At 55.6% G+C, this 14,612-nt stretch carries 16 protein-coding genes and 1 pseudogene; 7 read left to right on the plus strand and 10 right to left on the minus strand.

The features are described from left to right. Positions 1 to 37: 37 nt before the first annotated feature. Together HF675_RS08235 and HF675_RS08240 are read right to left on the minus strand one after the other, a co-directional pair. Complete coding sequence (locus HF675_RS08235; protein ID WP_105231837.1) at positions 38 to 1,066, minus strand: HlyD family secretion protein; 1,029 nt, start codon at positions 1,064 to 1,066, stop codon at positions 38 to 40. Positions 1,067 to 1,068: 2 nt separating this feature from the next. Beyond that, positions 1,069 to 2,673, minus strand: coding sequence for an MFS transporter (locus HF675_RS08240; protein ID WP_187044405.1), 1,605 nt, complete (start codon positions 2,671 to 2,673; stop codon positions 1,069 to 1,071). 164 nt (positions 2,674 to 2,837) lie between these two features. On the opposite strand from HF675_RS08240, the gene HF675_RS08245 reads away from it, so the two are divergent. Further along, positions 2,838 to 3,626: an IclR family transcriptional regulator gene (locus HF675_RS08245; protein ID WP_105231835.1), complete on the plus strand. Its 789-nt coding sequence runs from the start codon at positions 2,838 to 2,840 to the stop codon at positions 3,624 to 3,626. Between the two features lie 9 nt (positions 3,627 to 3,635). After that, complete coding sequence (locus HF675_RS08250; protein ID WP_187044406.1) at positions 3,636 to 4,088, plus strand: universal stress protein; 453 nt, start codon at positions 3,636 to 3,638, stop codon at positions 4,086 to 4,088. Between the two features lie 33 nt (positions 4,089 to 4,121). On the opposite strand, the gene sbcB is transcribed toward HF675_RS08250, so the two are convergent. The 6 genes and pseudogenes from sbcB to HF675_RS08280 all read right to left on the minus strand — a co-directional run bounded on the left by sbcB (position 4,122) and on the right by HF675_RS08280 (position 8,477). Then, the gene (sbcB, locus tag HF675_RS08255) at positions 4,122 to 5,552 is read right to left on the minus strand and encodes an exodeoxyribonuclease I (RefSeq protein WP_160030564.1); all 1,431 of its coding nucleotides are present in this window, start codon (positions 5,550 to 5,552) and stop codon (positions 4,122 to 4,124) included. Between the two features lie 308 nt (positions 5,553 to 5,860). Next, a complete protein-coding gene (locus HF675_RS08260) occupies positions 5,861 to 6,313 on the minus strand; it encodes a hypothetical protein (protein ID WP_255427343.1) in 453 nt (150 codons plus the stop codon). Positions 6,314 to 6,380: 67 nt separating this feature from the next. After that, complete coding sequence (locus HF675_RS08265; RefSeq protein ID WP_111736761.1) at positions 6,381 to 6,791, minus strand: hypothetical protein; 411 nt, start codon at positions 6,789 to 6,791, stop codon at positions 6,381 to 6,383. Between the two features lie 12 nt (positions 6,792 to 6,803). After that, positions 6,804 to 7,841, minus strand: a complete 1,038-nt coding sequence (locus tag HF675_RS08270; protein WP_187044407.1) for a hypothetical protein — start codon at positions 7,839 to 7,841, stop codon at positions 6,804 to 6,806. 77 nt (positions 7,842 to 7,918) lie between these two features. Continuing rightward, positions 7,919 to 8,161 (minus strand): annotated as a pseudogene (locus tag HF675_RS08275) (DinI family protein). Between the two features lie 157 nt (positions 8,162 to 8,318). Continuing rightward, the gene (locus HF675_RS08280; RefSeq protein WP_172606270.1) at positions 8,319 to 8,477 is read right to left on the minus strand and encodes a hypothetical protein; all 159 of its coding nucleotides are present in this window, start codon (positions 8,475 to 8,477) and stop codon (positions 8,319 to 8,321) included. A gap of 254 nt (positions 8,478 to 8,731) precedes the next feature. Between HF675_RS08280 and HF675_RS08285 the strand changes: the two genes are divergently transcribed. Then, complete coding sequence (locus HF675_RS08285; RefSeq protein WP_187044408.1) at positions 8,732 to 9,841, plus strand: SDR family oxidoreductase; 1,110 nt, start codon at positions 8,732 to 8,734, stop codon at positions 9,839 to 9,841. Between the two features lie 6 nt (positions 9,842 to 9,847). Here HF675_RS08285 and HF675_RS08290 read toward each other — a convergent pair whose 3' ends face one another. Further along, the gene (locus HF675_RS08290; protein ID WP_105231828.1) at positions 9,848 to 10,594 is read right to left on the minus strand and encodes a S24 family peptidase; all 747 of its coding nucleotides are present in this window, start codon (positions 10,592 to 10,594) and stop codon (positions 9,848 to 9,850) included. A gap of 177 nt (positions 10,595 to 10,771) precedes the next feature. Between HF675_RS08290 and HF675_RS08295 the strand changes: the two genes are divergently transcribed. The 4 genes from HF675_RS08295 (at position 10,772) to mgrA (ending at position 14,403) form a co-directional block, all read left to right on the plus strand. Continuing rightward, entirely contained in the window at positions 10,772 to 11,539 is a 768-nt protein-coding gene (locus HF675_RS08295) for an N-acetylmuramoyl-L-alanine amidase (protein WP_187044409.1), read from the plus strand. Positions 11,540 to 11,670: 131 nt separating this feature from the next. Further along, positions 11,671 to 12,735, plus strand: coding sequence for an FUSC family protein (locus HF675_RS08300; protein WP_105231826.1), 1,065 nt, complete (start codon positions 11,671 to 11,673; stop codon positions 12,733 to 12,735). A 162-nt stretch (positions 12,736 to 12,897) separates the two neighbouring features. Further along, positions 12,898 to 13,215 carry a PTS system regulator TmaR gene (gene tmaR, locus HF675_RS08305; protein ID WP_105231825.1) on the plus strand — a complete coding sequence of 106 codons (318 nt, stop codon included), beginning with the start codon at positions 12,898 to 12,900 and terminating at the stop codon, positions 13,213 to 13,215. Positions 13,216 to 13,368: 153 nt separating this feature from the next. Then, positions 13,369 to 14,403, plus strand: a complete 1,035-nt coding sequence (gene mgrA, locus HF675_RS08310) for an L-glyceraldehyde 3-phosphate reductase (protein ID WP_105231824.1) — start codon at positions 13,369 to 13,371, stop codon at positions 14,401 to 14,403. Here the strand turns inward: mgrA and HF675_RS23935 are convergent. Continuing rightward, the gene (locus HF675_RS23935; protein WP_370569842.1) at positions 14,372 to 14,554 is read right to left on the minus strand and encodes a hypothetical protein; all 183 of its coding nucleotides are present in this window, start codon (positions 14,552 to 14,554) and stop codon (positions 14,372 to 14,374) included. The genes mgrA and HF675_RS23935 overlap by 32 nt on opposite strands. Positions 14,555 to 14,612 lie beyond the last annotated feature (58 nt).

Here is a 14,612-nt window from a genome sequence, read left to right on the forward strand (position 1 = left end):
TCAGCCCTTTTTTGTGCCCGCAGATTGGCGGATGAAATCAGCGCATTTCCAGCCGCGGGATTACCGACATGCCGACGCGCAGGCGCGCGACGTCGCGCTGGTTCGGTTCCAGCTGGATTTTCACCGGCAGGCGCTGCACCACTTTGGTGTAGTTGCCGGTGGCGTTGTCGGCGCTGATGGCGGCAAAGGTGGCGCCGGTGGCCGGTGCGATGCTGTCGACGTGGCCGCGCAGGGTGACGCCGGGCAGGGCATCGACGCTGATGGTGACCGGCTGGCCGCGGCTGACGTTAGACAGTTGGGTTTCCAGGAAATTGGCCAGCACATAGCTCTGCTCAAGCGGCACGACCGCCAGCAGCCGCGTACCGGCGCTGACCCAGGCACCTTGACGCACCGCCCGCTGTCCGATCATGCCGTCGATAGGCGCCACGATGCGGGTATAGGAGAGGTTCAGACGTGCCTGATCGACGCTGGCCTGCGCGGCGGCGATATCGGCGGTTGCCTGCTGCCGGCTGGCCTGCAGTACGCCGACTTGCTTGCGTGCGGATACGACGGCGGCCTGATTCTGCTTAACCTGTGCGGCGGCGCTCTGCATCGAGGAGGCGGACTTCAGCTGTTCATCGGCAGAAATGGCATGGCTTTTCAGCAGGCGGCGGTAGCGCTCGGCATTTTGACCGGCGTAGTTCAGCGTTGCCTGGCTGGCGCTGACGGCCGCTTCGGCCTGGGCGATATTGGCCTGCTGCTGTTCCAGCTGGGCCTGAATGCTGGCCAGCTTGGCCTGACTGAGCTGCAGGCTGGCTTCGGCGGTTTCCAGCGCGACGCGGTAATCGCGGTCATCGATCGTCGCCAGTACATCGCCGGCTTTAACCTGTTGGTTGTCCTCGACGTTGACGCTGCGGATATAGCCGGACACCTTGGGGGCCACCAGCGTATAGTCGGCGGTGACCACTGCATCGGTGGTGCTGTAGTCGTGACGGTTGCTGAATGACCAGATGGCAAAGGCGCAGGCCAGCAACAACAGCAGTAGCAGCGCCAGGATGAATGTCCGTTTGGCAGGTGTAAAACTCATAGTTATGGTCTCGATGTTTTAGGAGCTAAAGGTAACAGCGTTTGTGGCGGATAGACGCGTTTTGGCAGCCAGAGGGTCAGCAGTACCAGCAACAGCGCGCAGCCGATGATCAGTAAATAGGCATCGCTGATGCCGAGGATCAGCGCCTGATGTTTCACCAGCGTTGAAAAATGGCCGAGGTTTTCCGCCGAACTGACGGTGCCGTCGGGCAGCAGCGGCGTACTGTAGCCGGCGCTGTCACCGGTGGCGGCGGTCATCAGCCATGGGCGGTTGCCCAGTTGGTCGACCAGAATGTGTGAATGGAACTGCTCGCGCCGGTTGAGGAAGTGGGTAACGAATACGCCGGCCGCCACGCTGGAAAAACCGCGCACGGTATTGAACATGGCGGAGGCGAACGGCCCTTCCGGCGGCGCCACCACGCTGGTTGAGCCCATCAGGATCGGCAAGATCATCATCGGTTGGCCGAACGCCTGCAGCGTCTGGATCAGCCAGAAGTTCTGCCGCGCCCATTCGGCGGTCAGCTGCATGCCCAGCAGGCAGGAGAGCATCATCGCGCCGGCGCCCAAGGCCAGCATCCAGCGGCTGTCGACCCAGCGCCAGTTCAGCAGCATGGCGATAAACGGCGCGATAATCAGCTGCGGCAGGCCGACGGCCAGCGCCAGCGGCGCAAACTGGGTGGTGCGGAACCCTTCCACCTGTGCGAAATAGGCGGACGGCAGTGACGAGCCGGACAGCGACAGCGTCAGCACCGCGGCGAGCGCCAGCAGGCCGAAAGCCAGGTTTCTGCGTTCCAGCATCTGCAGCTTGAACAGCGGTAGCGGATGGAACCACTCGTTAATCAGGAAAACGACCAGCAGCGCGGCGGAGGCCAGCAGCATGGCGCCGATCAACGGCGAATTCAGCCAGTCCAGCCGTTCCCCCTGGGTGAGCGCCAGGATCAGCAGTGCAATGCCGCTGCAGCCGGTCAGCATGCCGAACAGATCGGCCTGCTTCAGCCGCTCCAGCCGCAGCGGGTCCTGCGGCAGTCCCCAGCCTATCAGCGGCGCGGCGATCAGACACAGCGGCACGGCCTGCCAAAAGGCGAACTGCCAGCCGACGCTGTCGGTCCACAGCGCTGTCAGCGATGCGGCGACGTTAGGCCCGAAGGTGGCGGTCAGCGCATAGGCGGCCAGACCGTAGAGTTTAATTTTGGGCGGCAGAAAGCGCAGCGCCACCGTCATCAGCAGCGGTGGCAGTGCGCCGCCGAACAGTCCCTGAATCACCCGCAGGGTAATAAACGGCGCGGCGCCGGTGGCGAAGGGCTGCAGTATGCCCACCGCAGCGAAGCCGGTGATGACGATCAGGGCGAAGCGCCGCAGGGAAAAGGTGACGGCCAGCCAGGGCGCTACCATCATCGCCGCCACTTCGGCGGCCTGATAGGCGGAGGTGATCCAACTGCCCGTGTCATAATCAATACCGATCGCCGCGCGGATATCCGCCAGCGCCAGACTGGAGATACGATCGTTCAATCCGGACGTCAACGCGGCAATCAGCACGCCGACTAACCCCAGCGCTAAACGCAGGGTAAAAGGGTGCGGCGGCGGCGCGGCCGCAGGCTGGGTTGTCATATGAGTACTCCAGAGAGGGGAATTAATCGATGCGGTGTACTGTATTGTGATACAAGTCGCGATTTATATTATATTGTGATGCATTGTATTGCAATGTGGTACAGTGCGCGCGTCAAAGTATGAGTGTTACAATGGACGTGAACCGCACGAAAAGGGAAAGTGTTATGTCTGAATCGCCAATAGCCCGCGACGACGAAAGGACGAGGGGTATTCAGGTCATCGCTCGCGCAGCGAAGATCCTCAACGCGTTGGGCGAAAAGCCAAACGGTATGAGTCTGGGCGAGATCGCCCAGCGGGTCGATCTGCCGCGTTCTACGGTGCAGCGTATTGTCGGCGCGCTGGACGATGCTCAACTGGTACGCAGCCACGGCAGCGTCGGCGGGGTACGTCTGGGGCCGGCGCTGCTGCGTCTGATTACCAACGTGCATACCGACGTGGTGGCGATCGCCCAGCCCTGGCTGCAGGCGCTGAGCGATGCGACCGGGGAAACCGTGTCGCTGGCGCGGGCCAACGGCCTGCAGCTGGCGGTGGTGCACTATATTGTTGCCGAGCGCGAGCTGCGCGTGGTGCCGCGGTTGGGTATGAACCTGCCGCTGTACAGCACCTCCGGCGGCCGGGCGCTGCTGGCGCTGGATAACGACGATGCGGCCCGCACGCTGCTGGGTGAGGCCTACCCGGCGATTACTGATTTAACGGTGCGTGATTTTCCCGCGCTGATGACGCGTCTGGCGGAGATTCGCCGAACTGGGCTGGCTTACGATCGCGGTGAGACGCTGGAAGGCATTTCCACCATGGCGGTGGCGATCGACACCATCCTGGGGCGTTTCTCCATCAGTCTGTTGATCCCCGGCCCGCGCCTGCAGAAAAATGAGGCGCATTACCGGACTGAAATTCTGAAGTGCAAAGAGGCGCTGATCGATGAAATCGGCAAGGCGGCGCTGCGTGATGAATAGGAGCCTGAGATGAAAACGTTGTTGGTGGCGATGGATAATTCGGACGCGACGCAATATGTGCTGGCCCTGGCCGCCGAACAGGCGCGGGCGCTGCAGGCGCAGGCGCTGGCGGTATGCTGCATCGATGCGGGTTACGCGCTGGTTGTGAACGGCGATGAAGAAGGCGGCGAAGACCCGGCTGACTTTGCCTATGCCAATGACGAGCAGCAGGCGGCCGAAACGGTGGTACGGCAGGCGCTGGCGGTGCTGAGCGAGGCCGGTGTCAGTGCCAGCGGCAAGGTGCTGGTCGGCGAGCCGGCGGAAGCGATTGTCGCGGAAGCGAAGGCGCAGAAGGCGGCGATGATCGTGATGGGGCGTCGCCAGATGTCATCCTTTAACCGCCTGTTGAAAGGTTCGTGCAGCGTGGCGGTGATTGAACATGCGCCTTGCCCGGTGCTGATCGACGTGCGCATTGACGAATAACCTGCGGTGGGCCAGGCCCACCGCACTCCTGCCTTACCCGACCAGCTGCTTACCATAATCAAACAGCGCTTTTAGCTGCGCCATTTTGGCGTTGTCGCCTTCATGCAGGTTATACAGCGCTTCCAACTGCAGAATATAGGCCTGCACCCGCTCGGCGTTGAGCACTTCCCGACGGTGCTGCAGCCAGCGTTGTTGTTCGGCATCGTCCAGCGTGTTTGGATAGTTGCGTGCGCGGTAGCGGAACAGCAACTCCTTCATGCGGCCGTCGCCAAAGGCCAGATCCAGCGCCGGCAGGTTTTGCGGCTTGGTTTGCAAAATGATTTTCATCGCCGCTTTATCGGCATCGCTGAAGAAACCATCGTACAGTTTGGCGTCGACGTCGTCGGCCGGGGTGAAGGGCTCCGCTTCGGCATACAGCGCTACCACTTTCTCGCGGACTTCCGGGTGCTGACGCAGAATCTGCAGGTTATCCAGGCAGGCCTGACGATCGATGCCCAGCCGTTCGGCATTTTCCGGCAGCAGGGTTTTGGCCGGCGCCAGCACCGGGCATTTATTGATATGCACCAGTTTGATCGGCGCCGGCGGCTGATCGGCCGCCAGCTGGTCGCGGCGGGTATATAAGCGTTCGCGCAACTGATCGGCATTCAGATCCAGCAGCGGGGAGATGTCGCCGGCCAGATCGCAGACGATCACCGCATTTTTATTCTCCGGGTGCCAGGCCAGCGGCGCGATCCAGCTGGTGTTGCTGCGTGCCGCGCCGAACATGCCGGAAACGTGCACCAGCGGCGTCATCTCGGCAATGTCGATCAACGCATTCAGCTTGTGCTTGTTGCGGTGCTGCAGCAGGTAGTCGAACAGGCGCGGCTGCGCCTGCTTCAGCAGCTTGGCCATGGCAATGGTGGCATACACGTCTGACATCGCGTCGTGTGCCTGTTCATGCTCGACGCCGTTGGCGCGGGTCAGGTGCTCCAGACGGAAGCTGGGGAAGCCCTCGTCATTTTCCGGCCAGACAATTCCCTCTGGCCGCAGGGCGTAACAGGCGCGCATCACATCCAGCAGATCCCAGCGTGAATTACCGTTTTGCCAGCTGTAGGCGTAAGGATCGTGGAAGTTGCGGTAAAAAATATTGCGGCTGACCTCATCATCGAAACGAATATTGTTGTAGCCGAGGATACAGGTGCCGGGAACGCTGAAGGCTTCGTTGATCTGACGGGCAAACTCGGCTTCGCAAACGCCTTTGGCCAGCGCTTCCTGCGGCGTAATGCCGGTAATCATCACCGCTTCCGGATCCGGCAGGTAGTCATCCGCCGGGGTGCAGTAGATCACCAGCGGCTCTTCGATGATATTGAAGTCCATATCAGTGCGCACGCCGGCAAACTGGGCTGGACGATCCAGCGACGGACTTTTGCCAAAGGTCTCATAGTCGTGGATGTAAAACGTATTCTGTCTGCTGTTGTTTTTCACTGTCTGAGCTTGTCCGCGTTTGTCATCTGATTGACAGATTTAAAGGTGTTTCACCCTTGATCCGCTGCGTTTGCTACATGGTAAACCATCTTCGGGCAGTCCAGAAGGGGAATGCGGCCGGTTTTGCTGCGCAGGTTCAGTCTAAAAGGAATTATCGATAGGTTGTATGGGGCAGCGCCCGAACATTGGTAGGAGGGCCTTTGACGTGCCTGAGAGGTTCATCGTGCTATGGAATATGAAACCATTCGGGTATGTGCATGAGTAGACCTCCTCCAAGTATTGAAAACGACTCATGGGATTTTTGAAGGCTATGAGGCAAGACTATCAATAAACATAAGGGTAAAACCAACGGAAATTAAAGTGGCCGCTACCATATGCATACTATAATACCTATTTATCCATGCCTTCAAAGGTTCGGGTAATGATTGCACATATTCATAGGAGATTTTTGGCATTTTGGTACCCCTCCCCAACTTAATAGTTTTATTTTTGAGAAGCTTCCTGAAAAATCCAACGACAAATAGGCTTGTAAAAAAACCGCCCTTGGAATAAACAACGTAAACATCCGGCATGATAATACCACTGGATAAATACCGGGATAAAATATCCTCATATCTTTTCTTTGTGAAACCGAAGTACACCATAATAAATATGAAAAAAGTAGTACCAGAGAAACCAAGCACTGTCCCGAAAAGCATTAAATAGAAACTCATTGGCGATATCTCATCATTATTTTTAAACAATATCGGCAGCGTAATCACTATACTTTCTGCCCATATAGCCGTTAACAGCCCTCCTACCAGATAGCAATAATGGTTTTAGTCTCCGTCACGAGATAGGTAGCCAGTCGGGTAGATACATCAGCACCCCTCCCAAGAGCATTGAAAATGACCAGATTAAAAAGAGGTGAAAGTAGCGTTTAATCCAACGTGTTTCACTCTCTGGTAAAGCATTGACAAAATCGTAAGATTCATTCCCAAGGTACTCATTTTTGGACAGTTGAATGCGCTTTCGGGTCAGAAGCTGCCAAAAAAATATGGTAACGATCATGCTGCCAAAATATCCCGCGGAAGCGGCAAGCATATCAAATCGCCTCATAAACAAACCATGTGATAAATATTTTGAAATCGTGTTGTTATAATCTTTTTTTATGTAAGAAAAATAGGCAATGCTAAAAATAAAGAGCAACATCCCTAGGAAGGCTATTATTGTACCAAAATTTCTAACTGCATCACTCATAATTTACCTATGTTACTTAAACAAGATATCGGCCATGCCGCGTCCTACACCTCTACCAATAGCTTCACCTGCGGTGGTCCCAGCGTATGCTCCAATACCACTGCCTATGATGGCACATGCTACGCCGGCACTACCGGCCATAGGGGCACTGATAATTCCTAAGGCAACACAAACTCCACCCCCAGCCAGAGCTCCCCAGGTACCTCCAGCTGAACCTAATCCTACTCCGCCAACAAAGGCGCCGTATTCTTTGAAGGCAACATGACCGCATTCATTCTCGCGGCCGGTTGTACAGGCATGATACACGTCATTGGTCGTGCTGGTCGCTGATATTGCCAAACCCACCCATCCAGCATTCTTCATAAATTTAATGGCTCTGCTGGTTCCATCCAGATAAGTCGAATAACCTCTAATCGCGCCCACGCCAACCGTAGACCACTCATGGACAATTGAGCGGCTTGACAAATTCAGGGCGCTTTTGATGCTGTCATACGGACGCAGATTCAGGATTTTGCGCGTTAGTCGGCTGAATACAGGTTTATCCAGCATCACTTTGAGCTCCCCAAACAGGCGATTCCGTTCGACAAAAAACTGCTGACCGATTAGCGTACCTTGGGTGCGGAACTGGTTCTGATACGTAGTTTCTACTTTCCGCAATATTTCATCAATTCGTTCAAAGTAGCGTTTCCCTGAATCACTGGCGATGCCTAATCCGGTGCTGCTGCCATTAAGTATGGTGGCGAGAGTGTCGTAATTGCGCTGCAGAAATGTCGCTTGTTCGGCATCCACCTGCGCCATCGCTTTATTCACCTGGTTTTTGGCCCGGCGTAAATGGTGTAGGGCTGGGCCTTGGTGGGGGTTGTGCGGATCGGCAACGATCAGAATATGTCCCGGCTTCACCCATGGAGTATCGGCATTAAGCTGCAGGTAATAGCGGGCGGCTTCGCTGTTTGGGTTTCTGAACAGCATGTTTGCCTGCGAAGTGAGCGAACCAGGGGTTTCAACAACGCAGTAACCAGGTTCAATCCGTTGACGGGGAGGTAAGGCCATGGGGTGACTCCTTGTCATAGTCGATAGGGACTTTTAGCCTATGTACCTTAAACTAACCTTACCTAATATTTCAACGGCTACAGGTCGCTAACCAGCCACTGATCGGCTTCTTCAAACATCTCTTCCAGCAGGCGGTTCAGTTTTTCTTTGTCGCTCTTGCTGACATCCGTATTCAGGCCGTTGGCCTACATGGGTTTTACCCTCACTTCGGCATCGGGAAAAATCTTGTGCACCCGCCTTGTCAGTTCGTCCTTGATAATCCCGGCCGCGCCCGGCAATCCCTGCACATTACGTTGGTCAAAAATCAGCTCTACAAACATATCATCATCTTTAGGTTACTGTGATTGTGTACAGTATTCTTATCCGTAAAGTGTCTTTCCGTCAAGCAGAGCAGAGTGCACATACTTCTATGCGTAGATAAAAGAGAGCCAGGAAAAGAGCGGATGATGAAATAGGTTTAATTTCAATGCATTATTCTTAACATGTCGGATGCTTGGCAACGCTGTTTTTTTGCTCGGCATAGCTTCCTGGCTGGTGATGATGGTCATTCAACGTGCAGAACGTGCCGATGATTGCTGTCCAGAACAGGGCGCACATCAAGAGTACCGCTGACCAGACTTTTTGGTTGTAACTCATAGTGGTTCCGAAATAAAAGGGAAAAATCACGCGTATTAAGACAGAGATAATATAAATAATCCTTCAACGAACCGATTAAATATCTTGAGTGTGAATATAAGAGTGTAACTAAAGATATTGTATGGATTTCAGTTCAAACCTTAATGAAGCCTTAACGGCGATATTTGTTTTCTCTCCGCATAGTTGATTGATGATGCGTTTAATTATTGCCATTTAAAATCCGTTTTATTCTATCCTTCTACGAGTAAAACGAAATGAAAACTTTGTTGCTGACGGGCGCTACCGGCTTTCTGGGTGGTGCGGTTCTGGAAAAATTATTAATTGAAAACCAGCAGATAAACTATCTGCTGCTGGTACGCGCTGAAAATAAAGAACAGGGGCTGGCTCGGATTAAAAATAATATGGCCAAGTTTAACCTGACGCCTGAAATATTAGATAGAATTACACCGGAAAGTATTTTGTTGGGGGATTTGGCCGACGCGGAAAGTTTCCTGAGCGATGTGCGCTTGAATAATGTGACGCACGTGATTAACTGTGCGGCGGTGGCGTCATTTGGCAATAACCCGCTGATCTGGAAAGTTAACGTTGAGGGTACGCTGGCACTGGCCAGCAGAATGGCGCAGGTGGAAGGGCTGCAGCGTTTTTTACACGTCGGCACCGCCATGTCCTGTACGCCGGAACCGGGCACGCTGGTGGCAGAAAGCGGCGAGTTCGCCGAAGACGCCGAGCATCTGGTGGAATACACCCGTTCCAAATCTGCCATTGAACAGCTGATGCGTCAGCAACTGCCGCAGCTGCCGTTGGTTATTGCCCGGCCGTCGATCGTCGTCGGCCACACGCGCCTTGGTTGCCAGCCATCCAGCAGCATTTTTTGGGTATTCAGCATGGCGCTGATGCTGCGCAAATTTATGTGTTCGCTACAGGACAAAATTGACGTGATCCCGGCGGATTACTGCGCCGATGCGTTGGTGATGTTGCTGAACGGCGAACGGCTGGAGAACGATGTGTACCATATCTCCGCCGGGGCGGAGCGCAGCGTCAGCTTTGCCGATATCGACCGCGCCATGGCCAGCGCTTTGGAGCAGGCGCCGGTTGGCGAACACTATGCGCAGGTCAGCTATGAGGCGCTGGTGAAGATGCGCCGTCAACTTAAGGATATCTTCGGCCCGTGCAACGAACGGCTGATGCTGAAAGCGATGCGCCTGTACGGCTCGTTCGCCATGCTCAACGTGCGTTTTAGCAATGATAAACTGCTGAAGCTGGGGATGCCGCAGCCGCCGCGTTTTACCGACTATCTTGCACACTGCGTGGCCAGCACCCGCGGCCAGTCGATTCCGCAGCAGATGGCGGTGGACTTCAAATAAGCGCGCTTACCAGGATGAGGATGACCAGAACACCCGGCCGAGCACCACCAGCTGATCTTTACGCTGCTGATAGCTGAGGTACTCATCCTGGTACTCCTCACGGTTCAGCGAGCGGATAATCACGCCGCCGTCCGGCTGCTCCAGCAGCACTTTGACACGCAGGAGATTGCCGTGGCGGATGGCGTAGGTTTTGCCTTCACGGATGCGTAAATCGTCGGTATTGATGCCGACCACGTCACCGTCCTGCAGGCGCGGTTCCATGCTGGAGCCGGAGATGCGGATAATCCGCGCGGCATTCACCGGTACGCCCATCTTGTGCAGATAGTAGCGGCGGAAAATCAGCGAAAATTCTTCGCGGTCGACGATTTCATAGCAGCCGTCGCCCGCAGAGAAATCGATATCCAGCAGGGGGATCTCCACAAACTCTTCCTTGTCCTGATTGGTGTCTTCCCACACCACCGGCTTCAGGCGGGCAGGCTGAAAGTCTGACGCCGTATCGACGTTATCAAAGGGTTTGGCCAGCTGCTTTTCATGGAAAACATCGAACCAGCCCTTGGGTAAATTCAGCCTGGCTTCAATTCGCCTGGCGAGGTTGTCGCCAAGATTGCGTGAAGATTTGTCCCCGATAATTTGGCTCAGCGTGGGCGCGGAAGACTCCACCAGGGCGGCGAACTCGTTCTGGTTGGTGCCGTTGCGTGCGTAGCGGGCCATCAGGTCGCGCAAATTATTGCGTCTTATTTCTTTGGTTTCCATGGGCGGATAATCGCACTCTTTAGCAAAAAGGTAAATATTTTATCCGCTAAAAATTCTTGCTAAAAATTTAGCGTTTAGCTAAAAATAAAGCGTGGTGATGTTCATACCACCCAGCCTTCGCGTATCATGATGCTATGCGAATACCTTTGGACAGCTAACGCAAAGAGGGAATCTGCGATGTTCACTATCGATTACAACAGCTACCGTTCGGTGGCCAGCTTTAACCGCCGCGTGCGCTTTCTGGTGCTGCATTATACCGCGCAAAATTTTGCCGACTCGGTCACCTCGCTGACCGGCAACGCCGTCAGCGCGCACTATTTGGTGCCGGATCCGCAGGATCCCAGCTATCAGGCGGCCGGGTTCGACGGGCTGCGCATCTTTAACCTGGTGGATGAGCAGGAGCGCGCCTGGCACGCCGGCGTCAGCCAGTGGGGCGCGCGCAACAGCCTGAACGACACCTCGATCGGCATTGAGATCGTTAATCTGGCCAGCGGCGACGGCGAAGATATCACGTTCCCACCGTTTGAGCCGCAGCAGATTGAGGCGGTGATCCAGCTGACGTGCAATATTCTGCAGCGCTACCCGGACATTTCTCCGGTCAACGTGGTGGCGCATTCGGACATTGCGCCCGGCCGCAAGAGCGACCCCGGTCCGCAGTTCCCGTGGCATCAGCTGTATCAGGCCGGCGTCGGCGCCTGGTATGAGGAAGAAACGCGTCAGCGCTATCAGCACTACTATTGCAACCAGGGGCTGCCTGACCGGCAGCAACTGCTGGCGCTGTTTGCCAAATATGGTTATGACGTCAGCGCCGCCGGCGATGACGAAGGCTACCGCCAGCTGGTGCGGGCGTTTCAGCTGCATTTCCGTCCGCAGAAATATGACGGCGTAATGGATGCGGAAACCGCGGCGATCCTGCAGGCGCTGGTGGATAAATACGTTGCATAATAGCTAAGCCGGGCGTAGCGGCTGCGCCCGGTTTCCCGCTGCGGCACATATTCTTCTACATTCCCGGTTATCCATTTTTGTGCTGGCTCCGCTACACTGAGGGTTTTCCGTTATCAGTAAGTGGGCTCACCGTGCGTCTGGATCGTGGCATTTCCTCATTTGAACACCTGATATACCGTCATTACCGCATTGTGCACGGTGTGCGCATCGGGCTGGCCTTTATTCTCACCTTTTTACTGATCCGCCTGCTGGAGGTTCCGGAAGGCACCTGGCCGCTGATTACGCTGGTGGTGGTGATGGGGCCGATATCGTTTTGGGGCAATGTGTCGCAGCGGGCGCTGCAGCGCATTGCCGGCACGGTGTTCGGCGCCGCCTCCGGGCTGGTGGCGTTGTATCTGGCAATCTATTCATTGCCACTGATGCTGCTGTGGTGCGGGGTGGTGATGTTCGTCTGCGGCTACTTTACCCTGGGTAAACGGCCCTATATGGCGCTGCTGATCGGCATTACGCTGGCGGTGGTGTGCGGCGAAGGCAGCGGCGATATGCAAACCGCGCTGTGGCGCAGCGGCGATGTCATCTTCGGTTCGATACTGGCGCTGCTGTTCACCAGCATTTATCCGCAGCGCGCCTATATTCTGTGGCGGATGCAGATGGCGGAGTGTTTTCGCACCGCCGGGCAGGTTTATGGCGCCTATTTGTCGCCGAACGTGGTGGAGAGGCCGCGGCTGGAGCTGCGCCTGAAGCGCCTGCTGAATCAGGTGGTGAAGCTGCGCAGCCTGATTGCCCCCAGCAGTAAGGAAAGCCATATCTCCGTCGAAGTGTTTGAAGCGGTGCAGACCCTGAGCCGCAATCTGGTGTGCACGCTGGAACTGCTGGCCGATGCCTATTGGGCATCGCGTGAAACGCACTTTATTATGCTGAACGCTAAAAAGCTGCGCAGTGCTCAACTGCTGACGCTGCATTCGCTAGAGGCGCTGGCGGCGATGATGGAGCACGGCGGCCCCGGTCTGCCACAGCAAACCATTGGCGAGCTGGGGGAGATCTCCGCCGAACTGAAAACCCTGATGCAGGAAGCCGGCGGGCAGCACGTTGAAGCGCCGATTTACGGCTATGTGTGGCTCAGTATGCAGCTGGCGCAGCAGTTGGAAGAACTGGGCGATCTGCTTAAAGTCTGTACCGCCGACAGCGCGGAATAGTGTGTGAGATCATTAAGCGTGCGCTTCGGGTTTTGGCCGCGACGCTAAAGTGGGTAAGATAGCGGTATTGGGAGTTGTGCCGCACCGCCACAAACCTGTATCTTGAGAACATTGTGGCCGTAAGCAAATGAATCTGTGTATTACTAAAGCAAGGGTATAAAGATGGATAATGCAACTAAGCCGAGTTTCCAGGATGTTTTGGAGTTTGTGCGTATGTTCCGCCGTAAAAACAAGCTGCAGCGCGAAATCGTCGATAACGAAAAGAAAATCCGTGATAACCAGAAGCGTGTACTGCTGCTGGACAACCTGAGCGAGTACATCAAGCCGGGCATGAGCATCGAAGACATTCAGGCCATCATCGCCAATATGCGCAGCGACTATGAAGATCGCGTTGATGACTACATCATCAAAAATGCCGATCTGTCGAAAGAGCGTCGCGAGCTGTCTAAAAAGCTGAAAGCCATGGGCGAAGTGAAGTAACCCAACGTTCCCCACAGGCCAGATCTACGATCTGGCCTGCTTTATTTTACCTGCCTCAAAGTTATGTGCTTTACCCGTTGCCAGCCGGTGAACCACGCTTTAGTCTGATATTGAAACAATGTTTTAATATTAAACAATGCGTAGGGATCACTCATGACTTATTGTGCAAATGCTTCCCGATATGACCAGATGCAATACCGTTACTGCGGCAACAGCGGGCTACAGCTGCCTGCGCTGTCGTTGGGACTGTGGCACAACTTTAGCGATGGTCACAGTCTCTCTTCCCAGCGGGCGCTGCTGCGTAAAGCGTTTGATCTGGGAATTACCCACTTCGATCTGGCAAACAACTACGGTCCACCGCCGGGCTCGGCAGAAAGCCATTTCGGCCGGCTGTTGCAGCAGGACTTTCTGCCGTATCGCGATCAGCTGATTATTTCCACCAAGGCGGGTTACGATATGTGGCCCGGCCCTTACGGCAGCGGCAGCTCACGCAAATACCTGCTGGCCAGCCTCGACCAGAGCCTGAAGCGCATGGGGCTGGATTACGTTGATATCTTTTATTCGCACCGGGTGGATGAACATACGCCGATGGAAGAAACCGCCGCGGCGCTGGCGCAGGCGGTGCAGAGCGGCAAGGCGCTGTACGTGGGGATTTCTTCCTATTCCACCGACCGTACCGTCAAAATGGCGGCGCTGCTGCGGGAATGGAAAATACCGCTGCTGATCCATCAGCCCTCGTACAGCATTCTGAACCGCTGGGTCGAAAGCAGCGGCCTGCTGGATGCGCTGGAACAGCAGGGGACGGGCTGCATCGCCTTTACGCCGCTGGCACAGGGGCTGCTGACCAATAAGTATCTGCACGGCATTCCGGAGGATTCGCGCATGAAGCGCGAGCAGGGCGGTTCGCTGAAAGAGAGCATGCTGTCCGCGCAGAACCTGCAAAGCATTCAGCTGCTGAACCAGCTGGCGCAGCAGCGCGGGCAAACGCTGGCGCAGATGGCGCTGAGCTGGCTGTTAAAGGACAATCGAGTTACCTCGGTGCTGATTGGCGCCAGCCGGCCGGAGCAGCTGGAGGAAAACTGCCAGGCGCTGAACAACCTCACGTTCAGCGCGGCGGAGCTGCAGCAGATTGATGAGCACGTGGCCGACGGCCAGCTTAATCTCTGGCAGGCATCGTCCGATCGCTAAACGCCGGATAGCAAAAAGCCCGCTTAAGTTGCCTTAAGCGGGCTTTTCTAAATATGGCTCCTCTGACTGGGATCGCCTTTGCCATTAACTGGCTAATAAGCAAGCTAAACCTGAATTCCCTTTCTGTCAAGACCACCAAAATGACCACCAATAGTTGCGGGGTTCGCAAAACTAATTTGAGCGCTCTACCATAGGTGGTGATCGTTACC

This window comes from Serratia sp. JUb9, assembly GCF_014298095.1.
GTDB lineage: Bacteria > Pseudomonadota > Gammaproteobacteria > Enterobacterales > Enterobacteriaceae > Serratia_B > Serratia_B rhizosphaerae.

Coding starts and splice junctions, on each gene's coding strand:
- HF675_RS08235 (WP_105231837.1), bottom strand. CDS start 1,066: ATGAGTTTTACACCTGCCAAACGGACATTCATCCTGGCGCTGCTACTG.
- HF675_RS08240 (WP_187044405.1), bottom strand. CDS start 2,673: ATGACAACCCAGCCTGCGGCCGCGCCGCCGCCGCACCCTTTTACCCTG.
- HF675_RS08245 (WP_105231835.1), top strand. CDS start 2,838: ATGTCTGAATCGCCAATAGCCCGCGACGACGAAAGGACGAGGGGTATT.
- HF675_RS08250 (WP_187044406.1), top strand. CDS start 3,636: ATGAAAACGTTGTTGGTGGCGATGGATAATTCGGACGCGACGCAATAT.
- HF675_RS08265 (WP_111736761.1), bottom strand. CDS start 6,791: ATGAGTGATGCAGTTAGAAATTTTGGTACAATAATAGCCTTCCTAGGG.
- HF675_RS08270 (WP_187044407.1), bottom strand. CDS start 7,841: ATGGCCTTACCTCCCCGTCAACGGATTGAACCTGGTTACTGCGTTGTT.
- HF675_RS08280 (WP_172606270.1), bottom strand. CDS start 8,477: ATGAGTTACAACCAAAAAGTCTGGTCAGCGGTACTCTTGATGTGCGCC.
- HF675_RS08285 (WP_187044408.1), top strand. CDS start 8,732: ATGAAAACTTTGTTGCTGACGGGCGCTACCGGCTTTCTGGGTGGTGCG.
- HF675_RS08290 (WP_105231828.1), bottom strand. CDS start 10,594: ATGGAAACCAAAGAAATAAGACGCAATAATTTGCGCGACCTGATGGCC.
- HF675_RS08295 (WP_187044409.1), top strand. CDS start 10,772: ATGTTCACTATCGATTACAACAGCTACCGTTCGGTGGCCAGCTTTAAC.
- tmaR (WP_105231825.1), top strand. CDS start 12,898: ATGGATAATGCAACTAAGCCGAGTTTCCAGGATGTTTTGGAGTTTGTG.
- mgrA (WP_105231824.1), top strand. CDS start 13,369: ATGACTTATTGTGCAAATGCTTCCCGATATGACCAGATGCAATACCGT.